This window comes from Kribbella amoyensis, from assembly GCF_007828865.1.
GTDB lineage: Bacteria > Actinomycetota > Actinomycetes > Propionibacteriales > Kribbellaceae > Kribbella > Kribbella amoyensis.
Genome location: NZ_VIVK01000001.1, coordinates 2,575,679 through 2,598,543 on the forward strand (window position 1 = coordinate 2,575,679; position 22,865 = coordinate 2,598,543).

The 22,865-nt window shown below is 70.8% G+C and carries 23 protein-coding genes; 8 read left to right on the forward strand and 15 right to left on the reverse strand.

Annotated elements, in window-relative coordinates; genetic code table 11:
* The first annotated feature begins 78 nt into the window (after nucleotides 1-78).
* On the forward strand, nucleotides 79-624 hold the full coding sequence (locus FB561_RS12195) for a CGNR zinc finger domain-containing protein (protein WP_145806128.1): 546 nt from the start codon (nucleotides 79-81) through the stop codon (nucleotides 622-624).
* Here FB561_RS12195 and FB561_RS12200 read toward each other — a convergent pair.
* The 3 genes from FB561_RS12200 to FB561_RS12210 form a co-directional block, all read right to left on the reverse strand.
* Nucleotides 621-1,304, reverse strand: coding sequence for a GNAT family N-acetyltransferase (locus FB561_RS12200; RefSeq protein WP_145806130.1), 684 nt, complete (start codon nucleotides 1,302-1,304; stop codon nucleotides 621-623). The genes FB561_RS12195 and FB561_RS12200 overlap by 4 nt on opposite strands.
* Before the next feature lie 55 nt (nucleotides 1,305-1,359).
* Nucleotides 1,360-2,514: an ROK family transcriptional regulator gene (locus tag FB561_RS12205; RefSeq protein WP_145806132.1), complete on the reverse strand. Its 1,155-nt coding sequence runs from the start codon at nucleotides 2,512-2,514 to the stop codon at nucleotides 1,360-1,362.
* 269 nt (nucleotides 2,515-2,783) lie between these two features.
* The gene (locus FB561_RS12210; protein ID WP_145806134.1) at nucleotides 2,784-3,488 is read right to left on the reverse strand and encodes a GAF and ANTAR domain-containing protein; all 705 of its coding nucleotides are present in this window, start codon (nucleotides 3,486-3,488) and stop codon (nucleotides 2,784-2,786) included.
* 204 nt (nucleotides 3,489-3,692) lie between these two features.
* Here FB561_RS12210 and nhaA point away from each other — a divergent pair, with 204 nt between their 5' ends.
* Nucleotides 3,693-5,576 (forward strand): Na+/H+ antiporter NhaA, encoded by a 1,884-nt coding sequence (gene nhaA / locus FB561_RS12215; RefSeq protein ID WP_202880597.1) that lies wholly within the window; start codon nucleotides 3,693-3,695, stop codon nucleotides 5,574-5,576.
* Nucleotides 5,577-5,759: 183 nt separating this feature from the next.
* Nucleotides 5,760-6,122, forward strand: coding sequence for a rhodanese-like domain-containing protein (locus FB561_RS12220; RefSeq protein WP_238334780.1), 363 nt, complete (start codon nucleotides 5,760-5,762; stop codon nucleotides 6,120-6,122).
* 19 nt (nucleotides 6,123-6,141) lie between these two features.
* Here the strand turns inward: FB561_RS12220 and FB561_RS12225 are convergent, their stop codons facing one another.
* Together FB561_RS12225 and FB561_RS12230 are read right to left on the reverse strand one after the other, a co-directional pair.
* Entirely contained in the window at nucleotides 6,142-6,651 is a 510-nt protein-coding gene (locus FB561_RS12225) for a tetratricopeptide repeat protein (protein WP_238335160.1), read from the reverse strand.
* Between the two features lie 28 nt (nucleotides 6,652-6,679).
* Nucleotides 6,680-6,973 (reverse strand): DUF4287 domain-containing protein, encoded by a 294-nt coding sequence (locus tag FB561_RS12230; RefSeq protein WP_145806142.1) that lies wholly within the window; start codon nucleotides 6,971-6,973, stop codon nucleotides 6,680-6,682.
* A gap of 75 nt (nucleotides 6,974-7,048) precedes the next feature.
* Here FB561_RS12230 and FB561_RS12235 point away from each other — a divergent pair, with 75 nt between their 5' ends.
* Nucleotides 7,049-7,468 carry a VOC family protein gene (locus FB561_RS12235; RefSeq protein WP_145806144.1) on the forward strand — a complete coding sequence of 140 codons (420 nt, stop codon included), beginning with the start codon at nucleotides 7,049-7,051 and terminating at the stop codon, nucleotides 7,466-7,468.
* Here FB561_RS12235 and FB561_RS12240 read toward each other — a convergent pair whose 3' ends face one another.
* The 5 genes from FB561_RS12240 to FB561_RS12260 all read right to left on the reverse strand — a co-directional run bounded on the left by FB561_RS12240 (nucleotide 7,469) and on the right by FB561_RS12260 (nucleotide 12,384).
* A complete protein-coding gene (locus FB561_RS12240; protein ID WP_145806146.1) occupies nucleotides 7,469-7,828 on the reverse strand; it encodes a cupin domain-containing protein in 360 nt (119 codons plus the stop codon).
* A gap of 73 nt (nucleotides 7,829-7,901) precedes the next feature.
* The gene (locus tag FB561_RS12245; protein WP_145806147.1) at nucleotides 7,902-9,119 is read right to left on the reverse strand and encodes an STAS domain-containing protein; all 1,218 of its coding nucleotides are present in this window, start codon (nucleotides 9,117-9,119) and stop codon (nucleotides 7,902-7,904) included.
* A 33-nt stretch (nucleotides 9,120-9,152) separates the two neighbouring features.
* Nucleotides 9,153-11,078: a SpoIIE family protein phosphatase gene (locus tag FB561_RS12250; protein WP_170284644.1), complete on the reverse strand. Its 1,926-nt coding sequence runs from the start codon at nucleotides 11,076-11,078 to the stop codon at nucleotides 9,153-9,155.
* A gap of 100 nt (nucleotides 11,079-11,178) precedes the next feature.
* Nucleotides 11,179-11,910 (reverse strand): GAF and ANTAR domain-containing protein, encoded by a 732-nt coding sequence (locus tag FB561_RS12255; RefSeq protein WP_337692300.1) that lies wholly within the window; start codon nucleotides 11,908-11,910, stop codon nucleotides 11,179-11,181.
* Between the two features lie 174 nt (nucleotides 11,911-12,084).
* The gene (locus FB561_RS12260) at nucleotides 12,085-12,384 is read right to left on the reverse strand and encodes a hypothetical protein (protein WP_145806153.1); all 300 of its coding nucleotides are present in this window, start codon (nucleotides 12,382-12,384) and stop codon (nucleotides 12,085-12,087) included.
* Between the two features lie 146 nt (nucleotides 12,385-12,530).
* Here FB561_RS12260 and FB561_RS12265 point away from each other — a divergent pair, with 146 nt between their 5' ends.
* Together FB561_RS12265 and gad are read left to right on the forward strand one after the other, a co-directional pair.
* Nucleotides 12,531-13,751 (forward strand): cation:proton antiporter, encoded by a 1,221-nt coding sequence (locus FB561_RS12265; RefSeq protein WP_145806155.1) that lies wholly within the window; start codon nucleotides 12,531-12,533, stop codon nucleotides 13,749-13,751.
* Complete coding sequence (gene gad / locus FB561_RS12270; protein WP_145806157.1) at nucleotides 13,748-15,124, forward strand: glutamate decarboxylase; 1,377 nt, start codon at nucleotides 13,748-13,750, stop codon at nucleotides 15,122-15,124. Before FB561_RS12265 ends, gad begins: the two co-directional genes overlap by 4 nt.
* A 53-nt stretch (nucleotides 15,125-15,177) precedes the next feature.
* Here the strand turns inward: gad and FB561_RS12275 are convergent, their stop codons facing one another.
* The 5 genes from FB561_RS12275 to FB561_RS12295 all read right to left on the reverse strand — a co-directional run bounded on the left by FB561_RS12275 (nucleotide 15,178) and on the right by FB561_RS12295 (nucleotide 21,105).
* Nucleotides 15,178-15,705, reverse strand: coding sequence for an AAA family ATPase (locus tag FB561_RS12275; RefSeq protein ID WP_145806159.1), 528 nt, complete (start codon nucleotides 15,703-15,705; stop codon nucleotides 15,178-15,180).
* Nucleotide 15,706: 1 nt separating this feature from the next.
* Entirely contained in the window at nucleotides 15,707-16,303 is a 597-nt protein-coding gene (locus tag FB561_RS12280) for a dihydrofolate reductase family protein (protein ID WP_145806161.1), read from the reverse strand.
* A gap of 54 nt (nucleotides 16,304-16,357) precedes the next feature.
* On the reverse strand, nucleotides 16,358-17,278 hold the full coding sequence (locus tag FB561_RS12285; RefSeq protein WP_145806162.1) for a C40 family peptidase: 921 nt from the start codon (nucleotides 17,276-17,278) through the stop codon (nucleotides 16,358-16,360).
* Nucleotides 17,279-17,411: 133 nt separating this feature from the next.
* A complete protein-coding gene (locus FB561_RS12290; RefSeq protein ID WP_145806163.1) occupies nucleotides 17,412-17,837 on the reverse strand; it encodes a hypothetical protein in 426 nt (141 codons plus the stop codon).
* Nucleotides 17,830-21,105: a BTAD domain-containing putative transcriptional regulator gene (locus FB561_RS12295; protein ID WP_170284646.1), complete on the reverse strand. Its 3,276-nt coding sequence runs from the start codon at nucleotides 21,103-21,105 to the stop codon at nucleotides 17,830-17,832. Before FB561_RS12295 ends, FB561_RS12290 begins: the two co-directional genes overlap by 8 nt.
* Before the next feature lie 216 nt (nucleotides 21,106-21,321).
* Here FB561_RS12295 and FB561_RS12300 point away from each other — a divergent pair, with 216 nt between their 5' ends.
* Complete coding sequence (locus FB561_RS12300; RefSeq protein ID WP_145806167.1) at nucleotides 21,322-21,843, forward strand: RDD family protein; 522 nt, start codon at nucleotides 21,322-21,324, stop codon at nucleotides 21,841-21,843.
* A 105-nt stretch (nucleotides 21,844-21,948) separates the two neighbouring features.
* Nucleotides 21,949-22,839: a hypothetical protein gene (locus tag FB561_RS12305; RefSeq protein WP_145806169.1), complete on the forward strand. Its 891-nt coding sequence runs from the start codon at nucleotides 21,949-21,951 to the stop codon at nucleotides 22,837-22,839.
* Nucleotides 22,840-22,865: the final 26 nt, after the last annotated feature.

Consider the following 22,865-nt stretch of genomic DNA (forward strand, 5'->3'; position numbering starts at 1 on the left):
GGCAGCTATCAATATCCAGTATTCACCGGGGTCGACAGGATCAGCGGGCCGGAAGTGCCGACCCGCGATACTGGACCGATGGACGCGACCGGGCACCTGATCGCCTCGCTGGACGCAGCTGTGGCGCTGGCCAACGGCTTCAGCGGCGGGTACGCGTCGGGCAAGCCGAGGCCGCCGGGTGATACCGCGGTCGTCGAGGCGGCGCTGCGGCTGACGACGAACCGGTTGCCCGAGATCGAGCTGGACCCGTTCGCGGACGGTGGTCGCGCGCTGTACGGCGCCCTGCGGTTGATCGTCGACGGCCAGGTGGACGAGGCGGCGGAGGCGATCAACGCGCTGCTGGAGGAGACCCGGGCGGTACCGCGGCTGCTGCGGCGCGAGGACCTGCCGTGGCACCTGCACTTCGTCAGCCCGGGTGTGTCGGCGGCGACGGGGTGGCTGGCCGAGTTCGCCACCGCGGTCGCGATGTTGCTGGGCAGCGACGATCAGCAGCGGCTGCGCGGCTGCGAGGCCACGCGCTGCGACAACCTCTTTCTCGACGCCACCCGCAACCGGACCCAGCGCTTCTGCTCGACCGCCTGCCAGAACCGCACCAAGGTCGCCGCGTACCGCGCTCGCGCCTAGGCTGGTACCGGGAGCGGGGTCGTCGCGGTGATCATGGTTGCTTCGGGCAACCAGCCGAGGTTGGCGTAGAGATACGCACCTTCGGTCGTCGCCATCAGCAGGCCGGTCGTCGCGCCGCGTTCGGTGGCTCGGTGGGCGAGTGCGCTCATCACGACGCTGCCGAGGCCGCGGCGGCGGTGGTCCGGGTCGGTGTGGATGTCGTGCATGACGGTGTCCGCCCCGGTGATCGCGGCCATCCCACGCGCCGCCTCCACGCCGGACCGGTCCAGGACCCGCACCCGTTCCAGCGGGCCATCGCTCGACGACTCCAGCACGTACTGCGGGGGAGGTGCCTGGCCGGGGTGGTCCGGGAGGGTGCGCGACATCAGCAGCTTGCGCTCGGCGAACAACCGCAGCCCGGCCTCCTCGAGCCACCCGGCGACGGCATCGGGCTCCTGGGTGGTGACGGTCAACCAGGTCGGTGCGGAACTGCCGACGACCTCCGTGACCAGCTCGGCGACGAGGTCACGGTCGTCGGCGAGGGCGAAGAGTTCGCGGTCGCGCTCCGGTAGGCCGAGGTGGACGTCCAGGGCGACCGCAGCGGACGCCCTGACGGTGGTCGTGCTGGCGTAGTCGGTAGCGGAAGCGAGGCCGCGGCAAAGGCCCCAGCCCTGTTGCCAGCGACGCAGCAGGCTGTCCATGGGTAACTGTCTATCATGGACTAGTCAGTTACGCGAGCAATCAACAGCCGAGCTGTCAACTGCCGAGCACGAACGTCTGGATCGCGATCACCGCCGCCCCCCGCGCCCATTCGCTGAAGTCCGGCGCGAGCAGCACGATCGGCGGATCGGCCGCCTCGGGATGCCGGTCCAGGTGCAGGCCGTCGAGCAGGGCGTCGTGCGCGACCTCGACCAGGCGGACCCCTTCACCGCCGATGACGACCCGCTCCGGCCGGGAGAAGTTCGCGGCCGCGGCGACCAAGCGGCCCAAGGCGTGTCCAGCCGTGTCGACCACCTCGCGCGCGGCCGGGTCGCCCTTCTCGGCCAGGGTCAGGCATTCGTCGTACCCGACCGGGCGGCCCAGCGCGGTACTGGCTGCAGTGACGATCGCGTCGGTGGTCAGGACGGAGCTCGCGCAGCCCTGGTGGCCGCGGTAGCAGACCGGTCCGCCGGGGATGAGCGGGTGATGCCCGACCAGGCCGAGGCTGGCGTCGTCGGACTCGACGGCCCGATCGTGCACGACCAGCCCGTACCCGATGCCCGCGCCGATCGTGAGCAGGCAGAACGTGCCGGCCCCGCGGCCGGCGCCGAACCAGTGCGTCGCCTCGGTCAACGCGGTGAGGTCGTTCGCGACCACCACCGGGACGTCGGTGTGCTCCTTCAGCAGCGCGCCGAGCGGTACGTCGGTCCAGTCCAGGAACGAGCCGCGGTGGACCTCGCTCTTGCCGATCACCTGGCCGCCCAGCGACACCCCGATCCCGGAGAGTTCGCCGTACTCCGCACCGGCCGGCAGGTTCTCGGTCAGCGACCGGGCCAGGTCGGCGATGGTCGCGGCGACGGCGTCCGGCGAGTGGCCGGGCAGGGGCCGGTCCGCGGTCGCGATCACCTGGGCACGGAGCGTGGTCAGGACGCCGACGGCGGTGTCACCGGTGACCTTGATCCCGACGAAGTGGTGCGCGGTCGGGACGATGTCCAGCGGTTGCGACGGCCGGCCGACGCGGGGATCCATCGGCCCGGCGTCCACCTCGACCAGCAGGCCGGACTCGACCATCGGTTTGGTCAGCCGGGTCAGGCTGCCGGGGGAGAGCCGGACCCGCTTGGCCAGTTCCGCCCGGGACAGCGGGCCGTCGAGCAGGATCTCCAGCGCGACCTGGTGCGAGGGGCCGGACAGGGGTTGCCACGCGCCTGCCACCGATGCCTCCCCCTCCCTGTCTTCGCACCCGCAGAATACGCAATCCCGTCGGCGGGGGTGCGAAGGCGGTGACTTCGGAGCGTGACGCGGCAGGAATCCGGCGGCGGCCGGGGACGAGAAAGACTTCAGGAGCAGGGATTCCGGGTTCCGGACAGGGAGGCGCCGGGACGAGACCCGGCCCGCGCCACTGGCCGCACTCATCCCGGCGTCGGGTTACACCGGGGGCGGTGCCCCCACCCGTCCCATCTACGCACTCGGGCCGGGAAAAATCAATGCGGCAGCTTGCGGGTGTCGATCAGTTGCTGGGCAACGTCGCGGAGTTTGGTGTTGGTGTCCTGCGAGTACCGCTTCAGGATCGCGAACGCACGGTCACCGTCGACGTCGAAGCGCTCCATCAGGATGCCCATCGCCTGGCCGACCAGCTTGCGCGCGTCCACCGCCTGCGCCATCGTCGCCTCGTGCCGCGCCGACGCCACCGCGACGGATGCGTGCCGCGCCAGGATGTGCGCGACCGCCTCGTCGTCCTCGCCGAACGCGTCCGCGACCGGGCTGTACAGGCCGAGGACGCCGACCGACGCGGTGGCGCCGGCGCCGGTGGTGAGCGGGACGTCCAGCACGCTGCGGACGCCGAGGGCGGCGACCTTCGCGGCCCATTCGTGCCAGCGGCCGTCCGCGGTGGTGTCGCGGATCAGGACGGTGTCGCGCTCCCGCAGCGCGGTGATCAGCGGGCCGTCCTCGTTGTCGATCTGCAGGTTGTAGACGTCACCGACGACCGGATCGGTGACCGCGGCGATCTCCGGCCGGGATCCGCGGGTGTACAGCGCGACGCCGGCGTAGGTGCAGTTGAGGGCCTGGAGCGCGAACTGGACGACGGCGTCGATCGTCTCCTCGACGCCAGGCGCGTCATGCAACTCGACCGCCAGCCGGGCGAAGGCGTCAGCCGTCGTCGGCGCAGCAATGTCGTACTCAGCCATGGGGGCTCCAGACAGGGGTGATCGTCACGGCACCCCTTGGCTGGAGTGTTCATGTACACATCATGCAGCCTCGGACAGACAAAGCGTTAGCCGAGCCGAGACAACAGTGTGGGCCGTTTTTCGCAGCCGTCAAGTCGTTCGCAACCGGTCTGGTCCGCCCACAACTGCCGAGGGCGAACCCCGGGTTACCTTGTCCTCGTGCAAGTGACGCACTACCTCCAGCGGACCGCTTGGACCCGGGACTTCGCTGCGCCGTTGCGAGCCTTCCTCCGGACCGAGGCGGGCAGTTCGGGAGTGCTGGCCGGTGCGATCGTGGCGGCGCTGGTGTGGGCCAACGTCGCGCCCGGGGCGTACGAGAGCTTCTGGCACACCGATCTCGCGGTGAGCCTCGGTGGCGACGAGTTGAGTCTGGACCTGCGGGACTGGATCAACAGCGGTCTGATGACGTTGTTCTTCCTGGTCGTCGGGCTGGAGGCGCGGCGCGAGTTCGACCTCGGTGACCTGCGCGAACGCAGCCGGTTCGTGCTGCCGGTGATCGCCGGCGTGACCGGCATGGTGCTGCCGGTGCTGATCTACCTCGCCTTCACTCTCGGCGGCGACGGCGCGCACGGCTGGGGCGTGGCGATGTCCACCGACACGGCGCTCGCGCTCGGGCTGCTCGCGCTGGTCGGGCGGGGCGTACCGGACCGGGTGCGGGTGTTCCTGCTGACGGTGTTCGTGGTGGACGACATCATCGCGTTGCTGGTGATCGCGATCGTCTACAGCGAGGACATCCGGATGATGCCGCTGCTGCTGGCGGTGCTCGCGTTCGGGGTGCTGTTCACCGTCGCGCGGTTCGGCGTGAGCAGGCCGTTCGTGTACCTCGCGCTCGGCATCCTGACCTGGGCCGCGTTGCTGACCAGCGGGGTGGACCCGGTGGTGGCCGGGCTCGCGATCGGGCTGACCGCGCCGGCCTACTCGCCCGGCCGGGACGACCTCGAGCAGGCGACCGGGCTGTTCCGGTTGTTCCGCGAGCAGCCGACCGCCGAACTCGCCCGCTCCGCCACCGTCGGGCTGACCGCAACGCTGTCCCCGAACGACCGGCTGCAGCACTTCTACCACCCGTGGACGAGCTACCTGATCGTGCCGTTGTTCGGGCTCGCCAACGCCGGGATCCCGATCCACCTGGACTTCCTCGGCGAGGCGTACACCTCACCGATCACGCTCGGCATCCTGCTCGGGTACACGCTCGGCAAGCCGCTCGCGGTGATCGGGGTGTCCTGGGCGATCCCGCGGCTGACCCGGGGCCGGTTCCGGCCGATCGTCGGCTGGGCCGGAGTGGCCGGCAGCGGCACGATCGCGGGCATCGGCTTCACCGTGTCGTTGCTGATAGCAACTTTGGCGTTCGACGGGCCGGAGCTGGTCGAGCCGAAGCTGGGGCTGCTGTCGACCGTGGTGGTCGCGTCGGTGCTGACCTGGCTGGTGTTCCGCGCGGCTGCGTTGCTCTCGCCGCCGAAGAAGGCGGCCGCCCTGCTCGGCGACGCGGACGGGCTGGTCGACCTGGCCGAGCCGGTCGATCCCGAGCACGACCACGTCCGCGGCCCGGCGACCGCGACGGTCACCCTGGTGGAGTACGGCGACTTCGAGTGCCCGTACTGCGGTCGCGCGGAGGACGTGGTCCGCGCTCTGCTGAAGGACGACGACCTGCGGTACGTGTGGCGGCACCTTCCGCTGGCCGACGTGCATCCACGGGCGCAGATCGCCGCCGAGTTCGCGGAGGCCGCCGCGGCCCAGGGTTCGTTCTGGGAGATGCACGACCTGCTGCTGGCGAACCAGGACCAGCTGCAGCCGAGGGACCTGATGCGGTACGGCGAGCAACTCGGCCTGGACATGGACCGCGTGCACGACGAGGTGAAGCACCACACGGCGGCGGGGCGGGTCGCCCGCGACGTCGAGAGCGCGGACCTCAGCGGCGTCTCCGGGACCCCCACCTTCTTCGTCAACGGGCAACGCCACTACGGCGCGTACGACGTGGAGACGCTGGCCCGCGCGATCAAGGTCGCCCGGGCCCGCGTCCTGGTCCAGCGGGCCGGCCAGCCGACCGGCTGAATCTTGTGGTAGCGAGTCGTTTCTGCCACTGTCGCGACCCGGTCGCCGCTCCGCATGCTGGGGTCTCCCGAACGATGAAGGAGCCCCGATGACGTCCTCGGTCCTGCAGTCCCGCCCGCGAACGCGGAGGCGGCCGTCGCCCACTTCGCCGGGCGGCTGGCGTACGAGACCGACCCGTCCGACGTGGCCGCCGACCTCGGTGCCGGCCGGACGGGCTGGGTGCTGATCGACAGCCGCAGCCAGGAGAGCTGGGACCAGGGCCACCTGCCCGGGGCGATCCACCTCCCCACCCGCGAGATCGCGGCCCGCGCGGCGACCGTCGTACCGGCGGGCACAGCCGTGGTCACGTACTGCTGGGGGCCGGGCTGCAACGGCGGGACCAAGGCGGCCCTGGAGTTCGCGAAGCTCGGTTACCCGGTCAAGGAGATGCTCGGCGGCTTCGAGTACTGGAGCCGCGAGGGTCTCCCGGTCGAGACCACGGACGGCGTCACCCGACGCCCGGTCGACCCACTGACCGCACCCCGCGGCGTCGCCTGCGCCTGCTGAGATCGGGAACTACGGCAGCTCAGTGGCCGGCGAGGTCGGCGGCGTTGCCCCGGATCGCGGCTTCGTAGCGGCGGACGTCCTTGGAATCCACGCGGTCGGCGATCACCAGCAGCAGGGTGGCGAGCGCCTTGTCCTTGCGGCCGGCCGCGTTCAGGGTCAGCGCCTTGAAGACGCGCAGCGCGTCCGACTCGGGGTACTCCTGGCAGGCTTTGGTGAACACCTCCAGCGACTCGTCGTACCGGCCGAGGTTGCGCAACGTGCTCCCGTACTGGAGCAGGCACCGGCGCCGGGTGTCCCCGCTGAGGCCGGGCAGCGCGCGCTCGTAGTACGGGATCGCGTCCTCCTCCAGGCCGGCGGTGTCGTACGCGCCGCCGACCTCGTACTGCACGTACGGGTTGTCCGGGTGCTGCCGGAGCAGGTCGGTGAAGAAGTCGATCGTCGGGCGCATGTTCGCCCGGTCCCGGCTCGCGTTCGCCGCCTCGATCGTCGCGGCCAGGTCGGGTGTCAGCTCGTTGCTCACACCCTCCATCATGCCTGGTCCGCGACGCCCCGACGGCTCACCCGGCCGGCTTGGTGGCCTTGCCGTCGAGCCAGAGCGTGTCCGACTCGTCGCGGTGGACCCCGGTGGAGCCGACGTGCTTGCTGCTGATCTTCGGGCCGTTCTTGAGCACGTGCACGAAGGCCATCGCGTGCCCGCGGCCGAGGTCGTAGTCCGCCTTCAGCCACTCCGCGACCTCGCCGGCCTTCACCGCCGGCCCCTCGAAGCCCTTGTCCGCCGCCACCGCGAGCAGTTCGCGCGGGGTGAGGCCGGTCTTCTCCTCGATCTTGTCCAGGTACGCCTGAAACGACATGGCTGTCTCCTCTCGTGTCACCCCTGCGTCGAGCGAGACAGGCCGATCTCGACCGGCAGCAGGCAGAATCCAGCTATGACCCACCTCACACCCGAGCCCGTGCTCGAACTCCGCCTCGTCGTCACCGCGCCCGACTACGCCGAGGCCCTCGCCTTCTACCGCGACACCCTCGGCCTGCCCGAACGCGCCTCGTACGCCGCGGCGGGCGGGCACGTCACGATCCTCGAGGCCGGCCGCGCGACGCTCGAGATCACCGATCCGGCGCACGCCGGCTACATCGACGAGGTGGAGGTCGGCCGCCGGGTGGCAGGCCAGTACCGCGTGGCGCTCCAGGTGCCGGACTCGGCCACCACGACCCGGACCCTCACCGAGGCGGGCGCCACCCTGGTCGCACCCCCGACCGTGACGCCGTGGAACTCCCTCAACGCCCGCCTCGAGACCCCGGGCGGCATCCAGCTCACCCTGTTCACCGAGCTCGGCGACGAGGAGCGCTGACTACTCCAGCCAGGTGGTCTCGAAGCTGGAGTTCGCGTGGATGTGGACGGCCTCGTAGCCGTCCGGTCCGGTGGAGAACTTGTGCGGGGTGTCGGCCGGTACGACCAGCACCTGGCCGGCCCGGCCGACGAGCTCGGTGCCGTCGACGGTGAAGGTGGCCGACCCCCGGCGGATGATGAAGGTCTCCGCGTACGGGTGCATGTGCAGCCGCGGTCCGACCCCGGCCTGTGTGGTGGCCTCGAGGATGATCGAGATCCCCGCCCCGCCGGGGAGCTCCTCGTAGTTCTCGGTCCAGTCCTCGCCGTCGTCGCGCCCGTCGGCGCGGTTCACGACCAGGCTCTGCAGGTCCAGCTCCGTCATCTCACCAACCCCCTCGTACCAGCAGTGAAACCACGAAAGTACCACCGGCGGGGTCAGGTTGCCTGAGGCAACGTTATGCCCGGTCGGCGGTGCCCTGGCGATGCAGGTCCTCGAGCGCGTCGACGAGGGCCTTGTCGTAGTTCCACTGCAGCCAGTCCCCGGCCTGGTCGGCCAGGTCGTCGAAGGCGCGGGACTGGTTGTTGAGCAGCGGCCGGACCGGGTGCGGGAAGTGGGTGGAGACGATCCCGTGCAGGATGTCCCGGCCGTGCAGGGGGACGCTGTGGCAGGCACGGTAGTTGGCCTCCAGCATCACCGCGCGGGAGGCGGCGTTGAAGATCGGGTCCGTGGCCACGTCGATCACGGTCACCCGGACCTCCTGCCGCAGGGCCAGGGCGCACGCCGATCCGGACACCCCGACCCGGCCGAAGAAGTCCAGGAACGCCTCCGGGTGGTTGCGGTGCGCGGCGATCCGGAGTTCGCCGGTGTCGTGCTCGAGCAGTTGCACGTTGCCCGTCGTCGCCTCGGTGATGCGCAGCGCGTCGTCCAGGATCGCGCCCAGGACCTCGGAGCGGATCTGTGGATCGACGCCCGCCGCTCGCAGGACCGGCAGGTCCGGGGCCGGCGGCTGGTCCCCACCGGTGAACCAGTCCCCGGTCCCGTCGTCCGGCGCCGGAGCGACGATCAGGGCCTGGGCCAGGTCGTCCAGCCGGACGTTGTGCTCCCGCGCGGTCCGGCGGAGCCGCTGGTGCGCGGTCTGCGGGACGAGCTGCGGGTACCGGCCGAGCAGGATCCCCTCCGCGACGGCGATCTCGGCCTGGGCCCGCAGTTGGTCGAGGACCCGCTGCTGCTCGCGGCGTTCCCGGGCCGCGCGGTCCGGGGTCCGCGGCGGCCGCGGGTACCAGCGTTCGGTCGGTGGCAGGTCGGCCCGCCGGTCACGGTCGTCCAGCAGTTCGTCGATCGAGGACACCACGTCCAGGCTCTCGCCGGCGACCTCGAGGACCCGGGCGACCACCGGGTTCGCGCCGACCAGGATCAGCGACTGTCCGGCCGTCCGCAGCCGCCGGGCGCACGCGCTCAGGCTGCGGACCCCCCGGGCCGCGATCACCGGGACCTCGGACAGATCGATCACTACCTGGCTACAGCCCTCGGCGGGCTGCCCGGCGACGGCCATCACCGGGTGGTCCGGCTGGTCGATCATCCCTTCGGCGCGGACCAGCCAGAGCGCACCGGTCGGTCCCGGCAGCCGCACGATGCCCGCGCTGGCTCCGGTGACCGGATCGGAACTCTGCATGGTCCTTCCCCAACCGGTGGTGTTGGTAGCGAATCAGCTGTACGGAAGGCGGGTGAGCTCGAGGACGTGATGTGCCGGTGTCCCCGGGCTCGCGTGCAGCGTGAGCCCCTGGCCGTCGAGCCGGGAGCGTTCGAGTGCGTCGAACAACACCTGGACGCCGGAGCTGGCCAGGTGGGTGACGCCGTCGAGATCCACGGTGAGGTGCTGCGTGGAGTGACCGGCGACATGGCGGAGCACGCGATTCAGTTCGGCGCTCGTCACGGTGTCGAGCGGTCCGGAGACGACCACCCGCTGCCCGTCCTGCAGGAGCTCGAACTCCGGGATCGTGATCTCGACGCCCCGCCGGGCGCCGAACTCGGCGCCGAACTCGGCCGGGCGGCGGACCGGATGCCGGATGGTCACCACGGTGCCCTCGGCGTCGTGGTCGATCCGCAGTTCCTCGACCAGGGCACCAGCCAGCGGCAGCCCGCGGCCGCCGGTCTCCGCCCGGCTCGGACTGGGTACGACCCACCGGCCGTGATCGGCGACGACGGCCTCCAGGACACCGGTCGGGTCCAGCAGCGCGTCCACAGCGACCGGTCCGGGCGCGGTGTCGGCGTACGCGTGCACGATCGAGTTGGTGACCGCCTCGACCACCGCGTGCTGGATGGCGATGCTGGTGGTCAGATCGACCCCGAGGGTCCGCAGCCAGGCGTCCAGGTCCATCCGCCAGTCGGGGACGATCTGCGGAACGGCGACGCCGGCCCGGTGGAACGGTTCGACCGGCGCGGCGCGATGGGCCGCCAGGATCGTGATGTCGTCGCTGTAGCCGGTGACCCGGGTCAGGAGTTCGACGACCTGTCCGGTCGCGCGGTCCGGGAGCCGCTCGGGGCCGGACTGCTGGAACGCGGTGTCGGCCGCCGCGTGGGCCGCGGCGGACACGAGCTCGAGCGTGGACTGGAGGACGTCGCGGCCGGGACGTTCGATCAACCCGTCGGTGTAGAGCAGCAGCAGGTCGCCGCGCTCCAGTCGGGCCTCCCGGCTGTGGTACTCACCGCCGGTGCGGATCGGCGGGTCCTGGGTGGTGGGCAGGTAGTGGCCGCGATCGGCGCCGTCCCGGACCACCAGGGGTGGCGGATGGCCCGCTGTGCAGTAGGACAGCCGGCCGGTCGCCGGGTCGAGGATCACCAGGCAGACGGTCGTCGCTGCCGCCCCAGGGACCCGGGAGGCGAAGCGGTCCAGCTTCTCGATCGCCTCCGCCGGATCGGCCGGGCCGTCGAGGATCGCCGCCTGCAGCAAGGTGGCCAGCCGGGCCATCCTCGACGAGGCGTCGATGCCGTGGCCGACGACGTCGCCGACCACCAGCGCGACCCGGCCGTCGTCCAGCGCGATCGCGTCGTACCAGTCCCCGCCGGCCGCGTCGTCGACCTCGGCGAGCACGTACCGGGCGGCCAGTTCGACTTCCGGCAGGATCGGCAGCCCGCGCGGCAGCATCGCACCCTGGAGCGAGCCGAGGATGTCGCGGGTGTGCAGATACTGCAGCCGCAGGTTCTCGGCCCGCCGCTCGGCGCCGCGGCGCGCCTCGACCAGGTCGGTCACCTGGTCGGCGGCCACGATGACACCGCGCAGCCGGCCGTCCTCGTGGTACCAGGGGGCGAAGGTGAGATTCAGGTAGTGCTCGTCGAACTGCCCGTCCTGCTGCGGGATCGCGATCCGCCAGCCCCGGCCGTAGAACACCTGCTGGGTCCGGTAGACCTCCTCGATCCGCTCCAGCAGGGTGCTGCCGAGCAGTTCGGGGATCAGTTCGCGCAGCGGCTGGGCGCTCAGTTCACGGACGGTGAAGAGCCGCTGCATCGCCTCACTGACCACGACCAGGCGCAGGTCGGGTCCTTCCAGGGCGGCGACGGCGAACGGCAGCTGGTTCAGCGCGGCCGCGGCCGTCTTCACGCTGCCGAGGCGGGGCGAAGGTTGATCGGTCACGGGGTCACTTCCCCTCGCGGCGTGACGCCGGTGGTGTTGGGGACCCGGGTGGGTCGCGCCGTGCACTGCGGCACCGGCTCGCCCGAATCATGCGTTCGGGTCAGACTCGCCACCCGGACCGGCCGAGCTCGGCCGGTGCGGCGGGCAGTCCACCGTTGCTGATCACTTCTTCGGCCACCAGGTGCAGTTTCCGGTGCGTGTCCTGCGAGTACCGGCGCAGCACGCGGAAGGCCTGGTCGGCGTCGAGACCGAACCGCTCCATCAGGATCCCGGTCGCCTGACCGACCCGGGCCTGGGCGTCCTGGGCCAGCCGCAGGTTCTCCTGGATCCGCGCGGTGTCCAGTCCGACCGACAGATGGGTGGCCAGCGTCAACGCGTGCTCGGCCACGGCCGGTCCCAGGACGCCGGGCTCGGTGTGAGCCACGGTGAACACCCCGAGCAGATGGCCGGCGCGGCTGGTCAACCGCAGACTCAGCATCGTGCGCCAGCCGAGCTCCACCGCCCGCGGTGCCCAGACGGGCCAGGCCGGAGCGGTCCGGAGGTCGGCGGCGAACGCCGCCGCGGTGCCCTTCAGGACGTCGACCGACGGTCCTTCGTCGTACTCGGCCTGCGCTCTGTCGGCGGCGAGGAGTTCGGGGTCGCTCGCGGCGGTCGGAACCAGCCGGCGACGGTGGCAGAGCAGCACGCTGCCGGCTGCTCCGGGCATCAGAAGACGTGGGGCAATGGCGACCGCCGTTTCGGCAGCCTCGGAAACGCTCGATCTCTGCAGATCGGCGGCGAACTCGGCCAGCGCGCGAGCCGAACGGAACCCGGGTTTCACGCGGGATGGCACCCCCAAGTTGTCTTCGTGCCGGGCCCGCGAGCCTCCTTCTCGAAACCCAGCCCGGTACGCACCACCAGCCTGTCACGGTCCGCACCGGGGCGCTATAGCTCTGCGCCCTCAACCCTGGACGAAAGCCGCCAGAAGTCACCCGAACCGGGTGAAGACCCACTCCGCGTCCGCCGCTCAGGCAGGGCTGGACCGGTACCCGGGGGCCTGCCGGCGCTGGGTCCAGCCGCCGGCCCAGTGCAACAGGTCGAGCAGCGCCGCGAAACCGACCCAGACCCAGTCGCCGGCGGACAGGTTGCCGCCGGCCCAGTAGAGGATCACGTAGATCAGGGTGGCGAACGGCAGGAAGATCAGCCCGAGCAGCGGCCAGATCCAGGTGTCGAAGGCGGCGTCGACCATCTTCGGCCGGGCGATCCAGACGATCAGCAGCGCCAGCCGGGGAAACACCCCGGCGAACAAGGCGAACAGGCACCCCATCGCGTACTCCCTCCCGCGCGCTCCTGGCTCAACCTTGACCGCGGCCGCCGGGACCGGCCTCATCCGTGGTGGGTGAGCGAGCGGGCGACCGGCTGGGTGACGATCGAGGCGGTCGTACGGGCACGCACGGGGCAGCGGAGGGGATCATGCTCGCCGGTCTGGAGTCGTTGTTCGTGGTGGTCCTGGTCGCCGCGCTGGCTCCTTTGCTGAGCGCGGTGATCCCGGGCGGCCGGATCCCGCAGTTGGTGCTGCTGATCCTCGGCGGGATCCTGATCGGGCCGTCCGGGTTCGGCCTGGCCAAGCCGAGCGAGATCGAGCTGCTGGCCAACGTCGGGCTCGGGTTCGTCTTCCTGCTCGCCGGGTTCGAGATCCAGCCGGCGATCCTGCGGACCCGGGTGGCCGGGACCGCGTTGATCGCCTGGATCAGCTCCTGCGTGCTGGCCGCGGTGATCGTCGGCGGCCTGGCCGCGGTCGGGTTCGTGCACGCGTACGTCCCGGTCGGGCTCGCCCTGACCACCACCGCGCTCGGGACCGTCCTGCCGATCCTGCGCGAACGCGGTCTGCACGACCAGGACCTCGGCCGGTACTTCCTGCCCAACGGCGCGATCGGCGAGATGCTGCCGATCCTCGCGATCGCGATCTTCCTCGGGGTGAACAACCGGTTCTCGGCGCTGATCTCGCTCGCCGCGATCGGCCTGCTCGCCCTCGCCCTGGCGTACGTCCCGCGGCTGCTCCGCGAGCGCCGGGTGGCCCGGATCATCGCGGCCGGCGCGGACACGACCGGGCAGACCACGTTGCGCTGGTCCGTCCTGCTGTTGCTCGGGTTCCTCGTCCTGGCCGCCGACTTCGGTCTCGACGTCGTCCTCGGAGCGATGCTGGCCGGGATGGTGCTGCGCCGGTACGCCCCGGGCAACGTGCACGCGCTCGAGGTCAAGCTCGACGCCGTCGGGTACGGGTTCTTCATCCCGGTCTTCTTCGTCTCCGCCGGGATGGGCGTGAACCTGGACTCGATCACCGAGTCGCCGGCCCGGTTGCCCGTCTTCCTTGTGCTGCTGCTGGTGGTCCGCGGGCTGCCGGTGTTCTTCCTCTACCGCCGGACCGTGCGGACCAGGCTGCGGGTCCAGCTGATGTTCTGTACCGCGACCACGTTGCCGTTGATCGTGGCGCTGACCGAGATCGGCCTGCGCAACGGGACCATGCTCCCGGAGAACGCGGCCGCCCTCACCGGCGCGGCCGTGCTGTCCGTCCTGGTGTACCCGGCGATCGCCGTCGCCCTGGAGCGCCCGGGTGGGTCATCCGTGCCGGGTGAGCCAGCGGTCCGGCGTCCATCGGATGGTGGTGGAGACGATCCGAGGGGGAGGCCATGACCACTTTGCCCGATTCGCAGACCGACGGCGCGTTGTTCGGCAACCGGTTCGTCACCCAGGAGGTCCCCAGCCGGGTGTTCCCCGAGGGCGGGATGAGCGCGGTCGACGCGATGCGCCTGGTCGGCGAGGACCTCGCCCTGGAAGGCGATCCGGCCCGCAACCTGGCAACGTTCGTGACCACCTGGATGGAGCCGGAGGCGCAGCGCATCATCGCCGAGAACCTGCACCGCAACTTCATCGACCACGCCGAGTACCCGCGCACGGCCGAGATCGAGCAGCGCTGCATCCGGATGCTCGCGGACCTCTTCCACGCACCCGGCGAGACCACCGGGGCGCGGACCCAGGGATCGTCCGAGGCGATCATGCTCGGGGCCCTGTCGCTGAAGTGGAACTGGCGCAAACGGCAGGAGAAGGCGGGTCGGCCGACGACGGCGCCGAACCTGGTCTTCGGCGGTGACGTGCACGTGGTCTGGGAGAAGTTCTGCCGGTACTTCGACGTGGAACCGCGGATCGTGCCGCTGCAGCCTGGCAAGTACACGATCGGCCCCGATGACGTCGCCCCGCACCTGGACGAGAACACGATCGGCGTGGCCGCGGTGCTCGGGACCACGTTCACCGGGCACAAGGACGACATCACCGGGATCAACGACCTGCTGGTCCGGCTCAAGGGCGAGCGCGGGATCGACGTACCGCTGCACGTCGACGCCGCGAGTGGCGGGTTCGTCTGGCCGTTCCTGTACCCGCACTCGGAGTGGGACTTCCGGCTCGAGCAGGTCCGCTCGATCAACGTGTCCGGGCACAAGTTCGGCCTGGTGTACCCCGGGATCGGCTGGCTGATCTTCCGGGAGACCGCCGACCTGGCCGACGACCTGGTGTTCCGGGAGAACTACCTGGGCAAGACCGACGCCACGTTCACGCTGAACTTCTCCACCGGCTCGGCGATGGTGCTCGCGCAGTACTACAACCTGGTCCGGTACGGCCGGGCCGGGTACACGTACATCATGCGGAACATGCGGGCGAACGCCGAACTGCTGGCCGACAAGCTGGCCGCGCTCGACCTGTTCGAGCTGATCGGCCGCGACGAGGAGCAGTTGCCGTTGACCGCGTTCAAGCTGGCCGGCGACGTCCCGTACGACGAGTTCGACATCGCCTGGCAGCTGTCGGCCGAGCGGGCCTGGATGGTGCCCGCGTACACGCTGCCGCCGAACGCGCAGGACGTGACGATCATGCGCGCGCTGGTCAAGGAGACGTTGAGCCGCGAGCACGTCGACACCCTCGCCCGGGACATCGGCGAGGCGTGCGAGACGCTGGCCCGCAAGGGCGGTGCGCACGAGTACGAGCGCCGGAAGGTCCTGATCGGGCCCGGCCACTGACCGGGCTCGCGCACCGAGCGGACCCGGCCGGTGATCGGGTGTCGGGGCACTGACTAACCCGTTCCGATCGAAGCCAGCACCCGATCGACGACCTCGCTGACCGGGCCGGTGGCGTCGACGAGTACCGCGCCGAAGCGGGCGTTGTCGGCGTCCACGTTCTTGTGCCAGGCAAGGATTCTCCGCACCTCGGCCTCGGTCGAGCCGAAGCCGTCGCCGCGTGCACCGAGCCGCCTTCGGATCGTCGTCGCGTCGACGCTGAGGCTGACCACGGACGTGAACAGGTCCCAGATCTCGTTGTCGTTCCCGACCGTCCCGCACACGAACCCGATGTCGTCGCCGACCTCGGCGGCGAGGCGGCGGACGGTGTCCGGCGGGAGACGATAGGTGTGGTGCGCGTACCAGTCGTCATCCCGTCGGTCCGGGTCCGCCGGCATGCTCGCCTCTCGGTGCGTGCTGTTCTCGTACCAGCGTGCCAACCCGTCCTCATCGGTGCCATGGGCAACAAAGCCGCGGCGCCGCAGCTCACCTAGGACCGTCGACTTGCCCGCACCGGAGGCGCCGGTGACGTAGATCAGGCCCACTTCAGCTGACCTCGTACGTCACCAGGATCGCGCCGCTGGGGAAGGCTTCCAGGTCGAGGAGGGAGAGTTCGGTTCGGCCTTCGAGGTTGTCGAAGAGGTGGTGGCCTTCGTGGACGAGGACCGGGTGGATGAGGAGGCGGAACTCGTCGACCAGGTGCGCGTTGACGAGGGATCGGACGAGCTGAGGGCTGCCGAAGGTGATGATGGTGCCGCCGTCGCGTTCCTTCAGGGCTTTCAGCTGGTCCACGACATCGGCGCCGGTGAGTTGGCGCGGTCGGTCGAAGGGACCCCAATGGAGGCCTTCCAAGGGAGTACGCGAGACGACGATCTTCGGGATGGTGTTGACCATTTCCGCGATCGTCAGCACGAGTTCGGGGATTCCTGGGGCCGGGGTGACGGCCGGCCACTTGCGGACCAGGTCCTCGTAGGTGCCGCGGCCGAGCAGGATGGTGTCGACGGCGGCCAGGGATCGGTGGAAGGAGTCCAGTGACTCCTCGATCCCTGGACCGGCCCAGGACAGCTCGGTCTCATCGCCGGACGGGGATCCGGTGACGATGTCGTTCGCCGTACTGTGGATCGACACCACGAGTCTGCGCATGGGTCCTGCCCCTCCGCGGAGAAGTCGCAGGACTCATCGTCGCAGTCCCGCGGCTCAGCCGTCGGTGGAGACGCCGAGGATGCGGTAGACGGCGACCAGCCGCTGGGTCCACCAGGCGCTGTTGGCGTGGAACCCGATACCGGCCTGCGGGCTCAGGGCGTCGTACAGGGTGTTGTCGCCGGCCCAGAACGCGACGTGGGTGATGTCGCGGGAGCTCGGTGCGGTCTTCTCGTAGAACAACAGGTCGCCGACCTTCGCCTCCGAGGCCCGGATCTTCTGCGCGTACACCTTGCCGGGCGAGGTGTGCGTCCGGGCCCAGTCGTAGATCTGCTCGGCGGTCCGTACCTTCGACAGGTCGAAATCGGGGAACAGCCCGATCTTGTTGTACGACGTGAGCAGCAGGCCCGAGCAGTCGTAGTAGTCCGGCCCGACCCCGCCGAGCTTGTACTTCTTGTACTTCTTGTCCTTCTTGCTGACCGCCGTGGTGTAGGCGATCCGGCTCCAGTTGAAGATGTTCCGGGACGCCTTGCACGACGTCCCCTGCTCGGTGTTGCCGTTGCGGACCAGGACCTTCAGGTGATTGATGTCAGCAAGGTTGCCCGGGTTCCAGCCGCTCTTGAGGCCGACCTTGTGGCTGCCCTTGCCGCCGTCGAGCCCGTAGTGCGGGTTGCCGCCGGGGAACACCATCGAGGCCGTGGACCCCTTCGCGTTGACCGCCTGGATCCGCAGGACCGGTGACTTGCGATCCGCTGCGGTGTCGTCGAGGCGCCAGCGGACGGTGACCTGGTTCGCGCCGCGCCAGTCGACCTGGACGAACGCCTTGACTCCTGGACACTTGACGGTGAGCGTTGCGCTCGGGTTGCTCAGGCCGGCGGTGGACGCGGCGGGCGTGGCGACGACGGCGGACCCGGCGACCGTGGTGACGAATGCCGTCAGCACCGTGACGATACAGCGGCGAGCAGGACTCCTTCGCATGACGAACACATCCGATCTGCTGGGGCGGTGCGCGCCCGGTCAGGGCGGCATGGCACCGAGGGTAGGAAGCGCCGGCCCTGCCCAACCGCCCGTACTCTGCCCGTACCCCGCCCGCACCCCGCCCGTACCGCCGTCAGTTGGGCCTGATGTCGTAGTGGTCGCGGAGATCGCCGATCGACGGGGTGCCGTTGAATCCGACCGATGCTTCGACGACCGAGATCGTCCCCGGCTCGTTGGCGAAGTCGACGTACACGACCGAGGCGTCGTCCAGTTCGGCCGAGCGGGCGAACGCACGCAGGACGTCCTCCATCACCGCGGTCACCGCCTGCTGGGTGGTCCCCGACGTCGTCACCGAGCCCTTCTGGCTCGGATTGCCGAAGGAGCGCTTGCAGGTGAACTCGGCCCGGACCACACCGTTCACCGAAGTCGCCGCCGTGGTCAGCGCCTTCTCGCAAGCACTTGCGGAGCCGTTGCCGCAGGACGTCGGGCCGAGCGTGACAAGGCCAACCAGGCCGACAGAGGTCAGCACGGTCCGGAGGGATCGTCCGTGGTCAGTCATCGCTTGCTCCCGATCTGATCTTCACCAGGAGCTTCGTGGCCTGGGATTGGAGGAGGCCGAACCCGCAGGTGGCTGCGATCGACTCGGCTTGGGTGGCGGCGCCGACTGCGGAGTCGCGGTCGCCTGTGGTGTGCAGGGCTCGAGCTTGGACCAGCAGGGCATCGGCCTCGATGTACGGGTAGACGCCGCGCGCGATCGTCAGGCAGGCGTCGCTCCACTCGATCGCCGCACCCGCGTCGCCGTACTCGAGCTGGGCCAGCGCCACGGTCGCCGCGGTCTGGGCCTGGGCCTTGCGGTCGCGGACGATGATCGCGAGATCGTGTGCGCGGACCGCGAGCTCCAGGGCGACGGCCCCGTCGCCGCGCTGGATCCACAGCCGGGCCAGCTCGTCCAGGGTGGAGAGCTCGCCGCGCGGATGCGACCTTGTTTGGTAGGCCACCAGCACCTCGTCGAGCAGCGCCGCAGCCTCGTCGACCTCGCCCAGTTGCCGGAGCGCGCTGGCCAGGTTGCCCCGGTTGGCGAGCGCGGACGTGGCCCGCCCGTTCTCGTTCATCCGGAGCGCGGCCGCGAGCAGGTCGGCCGCGTCGCGCAGCTCGCCCTGGTACAGCCGCGTCATGCCGAGCCCGTTGAGCGCGACGGCGCGGACGTGGCTCTCCTGGTCGGCCGCGGTCCATTCGAGGGCGCGGCTCATCCAGAGTGCGGCTTCGCCGAGCGTGCCGCGTTCGAGGTGGAGCCAGCCGACCTGGTGGGCCATGTACGCGGCCGCGAGCGGCCAGTCGACGGCGACCGCGAGGGCGTGGCCGGTGAGACAGTCCGCCATCGAGTCGTCGTCCCGGCCGGCCGCCCACAACGCCTGACCACGGTTCATCAGCATCGCGACGCGGGCGACGTCGTCACCGGCGAGCGTGGCGGCCGCCGTCCCGGTCTGGGCCGCCTGCAGCCAGCCGTCGGCGTCCCGGCGGATCAGGAAGTACCCGCGGAGCTGGTCGGCGATCCGCCAGGTCAGCTCCCGTTCACCGATGGCCGCACTGTCCTCCACGACCGCGAGCAAGGCGCGCAGCTCGTCGTCCAGCCAGCTGAGGGCCGCCGTCTCCGACGTGAAGAACCGCTCCGGCTCGGGATGGGAGCTGAGCCGGACGAGCTGCGGGTACGCCCAGTCGACCGCGGCCGTCACCGCCTCGGCGTACCAGGAGTACAGCCGGGTCCGCGCCGCGTCGGCCTGGCTGTCCTGGGCGAGCAGCCGGCGGGCGTACAGGCCGAGCAGGTCGTGGAACCGGTAGCGGTTCTTCGTGTGCTGCAGCAGCATGTTCGCCTCGAGCAGGTCCTCGAGGACGCGGTCGGCCTCCGCGGTCGGGATGCCGAGCAGGATCCCCGTGCTCTCGCCGCTGAAGTCGTCGCCGGGATGCAGGCTGCACAGCCGGAACGCGCGCTGCGCGGCAGGACCCAGGTCGGCGTAGCTGAGCTCGAAGCTGTTCAGCACGCTGGACTCACCCAGGCTGAGCTCGGACAGGCGACGGTTGCCGTCGTCGAGGCGCCGGGCCAGATCGGCGATCGTCCACTCCTGCCGGGTGGCCAGTCGCGCGCCCGCGATCCGGAGCGCGAGCGGGAGCCGGGCGCAGGCCTCAGCGAGCGCGGCGACCCCGTCGGTCCCGGCGTCGAGCATCCTGGCGGTCGAGGTGATCAGCCGGACCGCGTCGTCGCGGGGCAAGGGTTCGAGGTTGACGACGTCGGCCGCGTCCAGCTCCGGCAGGCGGCGCCGGCTGGTCACGATCACGTCGCTGCGGCCCGCTCCCGGGAGCAGCGGCCGGACCTGGGCCGTGTCCTGGGCGTTGTCGAGCAGGACCAGGATCCGCCGATCGGCGAGCTCGCTGCGGAACAGTGCGGCCGCCTCCGTCTCGTCGGTACCGATCCGCCGGCTGGGCACACCGAGAGCACGCAGGAACCGGCCGAGCACCTGCAGCGGCGCGGGCGTCACCGCGTCACTACCGCGCAGATCGGCGTAGAGCTGCCCGTCCGGGTACTCCGCGCGCAGGCGATGGGCCGCGGTCAGGGCCAACGCGGTCTTGCCGACGCCGGCGATGCCGTTGACCAGGACGGTCCGCGAGGAGAGCGCGTCCGGCCGCCGGAGCGCGGTACTGATCGTCGCCAGCTCGTCGACGCGGCCGATGAAGTCCGTCGGCGCCGTCGGGGCCTGCTGGACGACCGCTTGCTGAACGGGCGGCGCCGGGGCCCCGCTCTGCTGCCGGAGCACGGCCACCTGGGCCGCGCGGAGCCGCTCCCCGGGATCGATGCCCAGCTGATCGGCGAGCGCGGCCCGGATCCGGTCGTACGCCGCCAGCGCCTCGGCCTGCCGACCGGCCGCGGCCAGGGTCTGGATCAGCTCGGCGTGCAACGGCTCGTCGAGCTCGTGCCGCGACGTCAGGCCGCGCAGGGTACTCAGCGCCAGCTCCGGCTCACCCACCTCGCGGGCCAGTGCGGCGAGGGCCTGGACCGCGGCGGCGTACTCGTTCGCGACCGTGATGGTGAGCGGGTGGTCGGCCAGCGTCTCCACGTCCGTCTCGCCGCGCCACAGCTCCACGGCCGTCGAGAGACCGGTGAACGCGGCGTCCGGAGCGTCGTCGGCCGCCTTCGCGGCGAGCTCGCGGAACGTCAGCAGGTCGAGCGTGTCGGATCCCACCTGCAGCCGGTAGCCCGCTCGGCTGCCGGTGATCACGGGGGCGGTTGGGCCGCCGGACTCCAGCAGTCGCCGCAGCCGAGCGATCCGGGTCTGCAGCAGGTTGCCCGCGTTGTCCGGCGCGCCTCGCGGCCAGAGCAGGTCGACGAGCTCGTCCTGGCTCACCGTGGTCCCGGCGCCGAGAGCGAGCCGGACCAGCAGGGTGCGTTGCGGACCGGAGTTGATGTTCAGCGGAGTGTCGCCGTACCGGATCTCCAGCGGCCCGAGAATCCCGATCCGGAGCGCGCCGGCCGGGGAGGCCACCGAGACCGTGGTGGTGCGGTGTGCCAGAGCGGCGTCCTGCAGGGCCGCGGTGTCGTGGTGGTTCAGGGACAGGGCGGCCGCGATCAGCTGGATCGACTCCGGCTTCGGGCTCCTGGTCCGGCCCTGCTCCAGGTCGCGGATCGCGGCCATGCTCAGGCCGGCCCGGTCGGCGAGATCTCGCTGGGTGAGATTCCGCTGCCGCCGGTAAGAGCGGAGCAACTCTCCGAAGCGGGCGGACGAACCCTGGACAGAAGAGATGCCCGGAGCGTCGTGGTGCGGCCGTCCGGACACAGGCACAACCTACCGGCTAGGAGGGGTAGACAAAAGCTGATCCTGACCCTTGGTCCGAACCGAGACGTTTGCTCCGGGCAACAGAATGACCGCCTCGATGACCGATGGCCCCAGTCGGATGCCCCCGGCAAGGACCTTAGCCAGGCCGATTGTCGCCCCGCTGCCCGTACCACGCCCGTACTCCGGCGCCCCTCACCGGGCGGTACGGTCCCGTCCATGAACAGGTATGTGGACCCGGCGGCGGTGCTGGGCCCGGATCTCGCCAAGCGGGTCGAGCCGCTCAGGAACGGCCGGCGCTACGTCCGTCCGGGGTCCTGGACGACCGCGTTCGCGTGGCTGGTGGACTTCGCGGTGTACGTCGTCGTCCTGTTCGTCGGGATCGGCCTCCTGGCCGCGCGGGACAGCCAGTCCCCGCTCGGCTCGGACGTCGTGGGACTGGGTGTGATCGCGCTGGTGCTCGTGGTTCCGCTGCTCTACGGGATGTTCTACGGCAACGGCCGCGCGCTCGGTGGCCTGCTGACCGGGACCCGGCTCGTCCGCCTGAAGGACGGTGGCCGACTCGGCGCCAGCGCGCCGTGGGCGATGCTGGTCCGGGTCCTGCTGATGCCGTTCCTGCTGGTCGCGATCCTGGTCGGTTCGTTCAGCGGTGGCACCGGGTCGCCACCCGGCTCACTGCGACGGAGCAGCATCGACATCGAAGCCAGCAACCGGCTCTGGGCGGCCGAGTCCGCCCCCTGATTCCCCGGGGTACGGGCCCGCTACGGGCAGGCCGTTGCCATCGGCAACACGTACCCTCGCCCTGAACTTTGTTTCCCTGCCAACAAATCTCGGAGGAATGTCTTCATGCGTGGATCCCTCGTTGCCGGCGCGACGGCGCTGACCGTGGTCGCGGCCGGGCTGGTCGTCGCCGGTGTCAGCGTGCTGGCCCGACCGGCGACGGCGGCCGTCAGCGACGTCCCCACCGACTGCAGCGTCTCGACGGCGGCCTACCGGACGGACGGCCAGCGGCTGACCTACCAGTACTCGGCCGGCAAGGCCGCGACCAAGGAGTACGCCGGCGACAAGCTCGGCTGGGTCCCGTCGGCCCTGCAGCAGCTCGGGGGATCCGGTGACGACACGGTCTTCCGCAGCACCGAGTTCGCCGCCCACCCGACCGACGGCTACCTCTACAAGGTGAGCCGGACGGGTGAGCTGGTCAACGGCGCCTGGAAGGTCACGAACGTCAGCGCGACCCGGCTGAAGTCGGGCTTCGGCTCCACCAAGCTGCTCGCGTACGGGTACCCGTACCTCTACCGGGTCACCGGCAGCTCCCTCTACCGCTACACGGTGAACCCGACCACCGGCGTACCGTCGGCGGGCGTCAAGCTGGCCAGCACCGCCTGGAACACGGTGAACACGCTGGTGTACGAGCGGACCGGTGGCAGTGGCAGCGCCAAGACGGACGTGCTGCTCGGGACCAGGTCCAACGGGGAACTCCGCGAGTGGCGGGTCAACGTGGCGACGCCCACCCACATCTCCTCGAAGGTGCTGCGCTCGACCGGCTGGTCCGGGTTCACCAGCCTGAGCACCGGCTTCTGTGAGAAGCACCCGAACGGGCGCCCGCTGCTCGGGATCGCCGCGGACGGCAAGGCCTCGGTCCACTTCGACGCCACCAAGAACGACGGCATCGGCACCGACATCAAGGGCGGCTCGCTCGGCCTGCTCGGCTGGACCGCCAAGGCGTACGGCCAGTAGTCCCTGGCGCTTGGAACGGTCGAGCA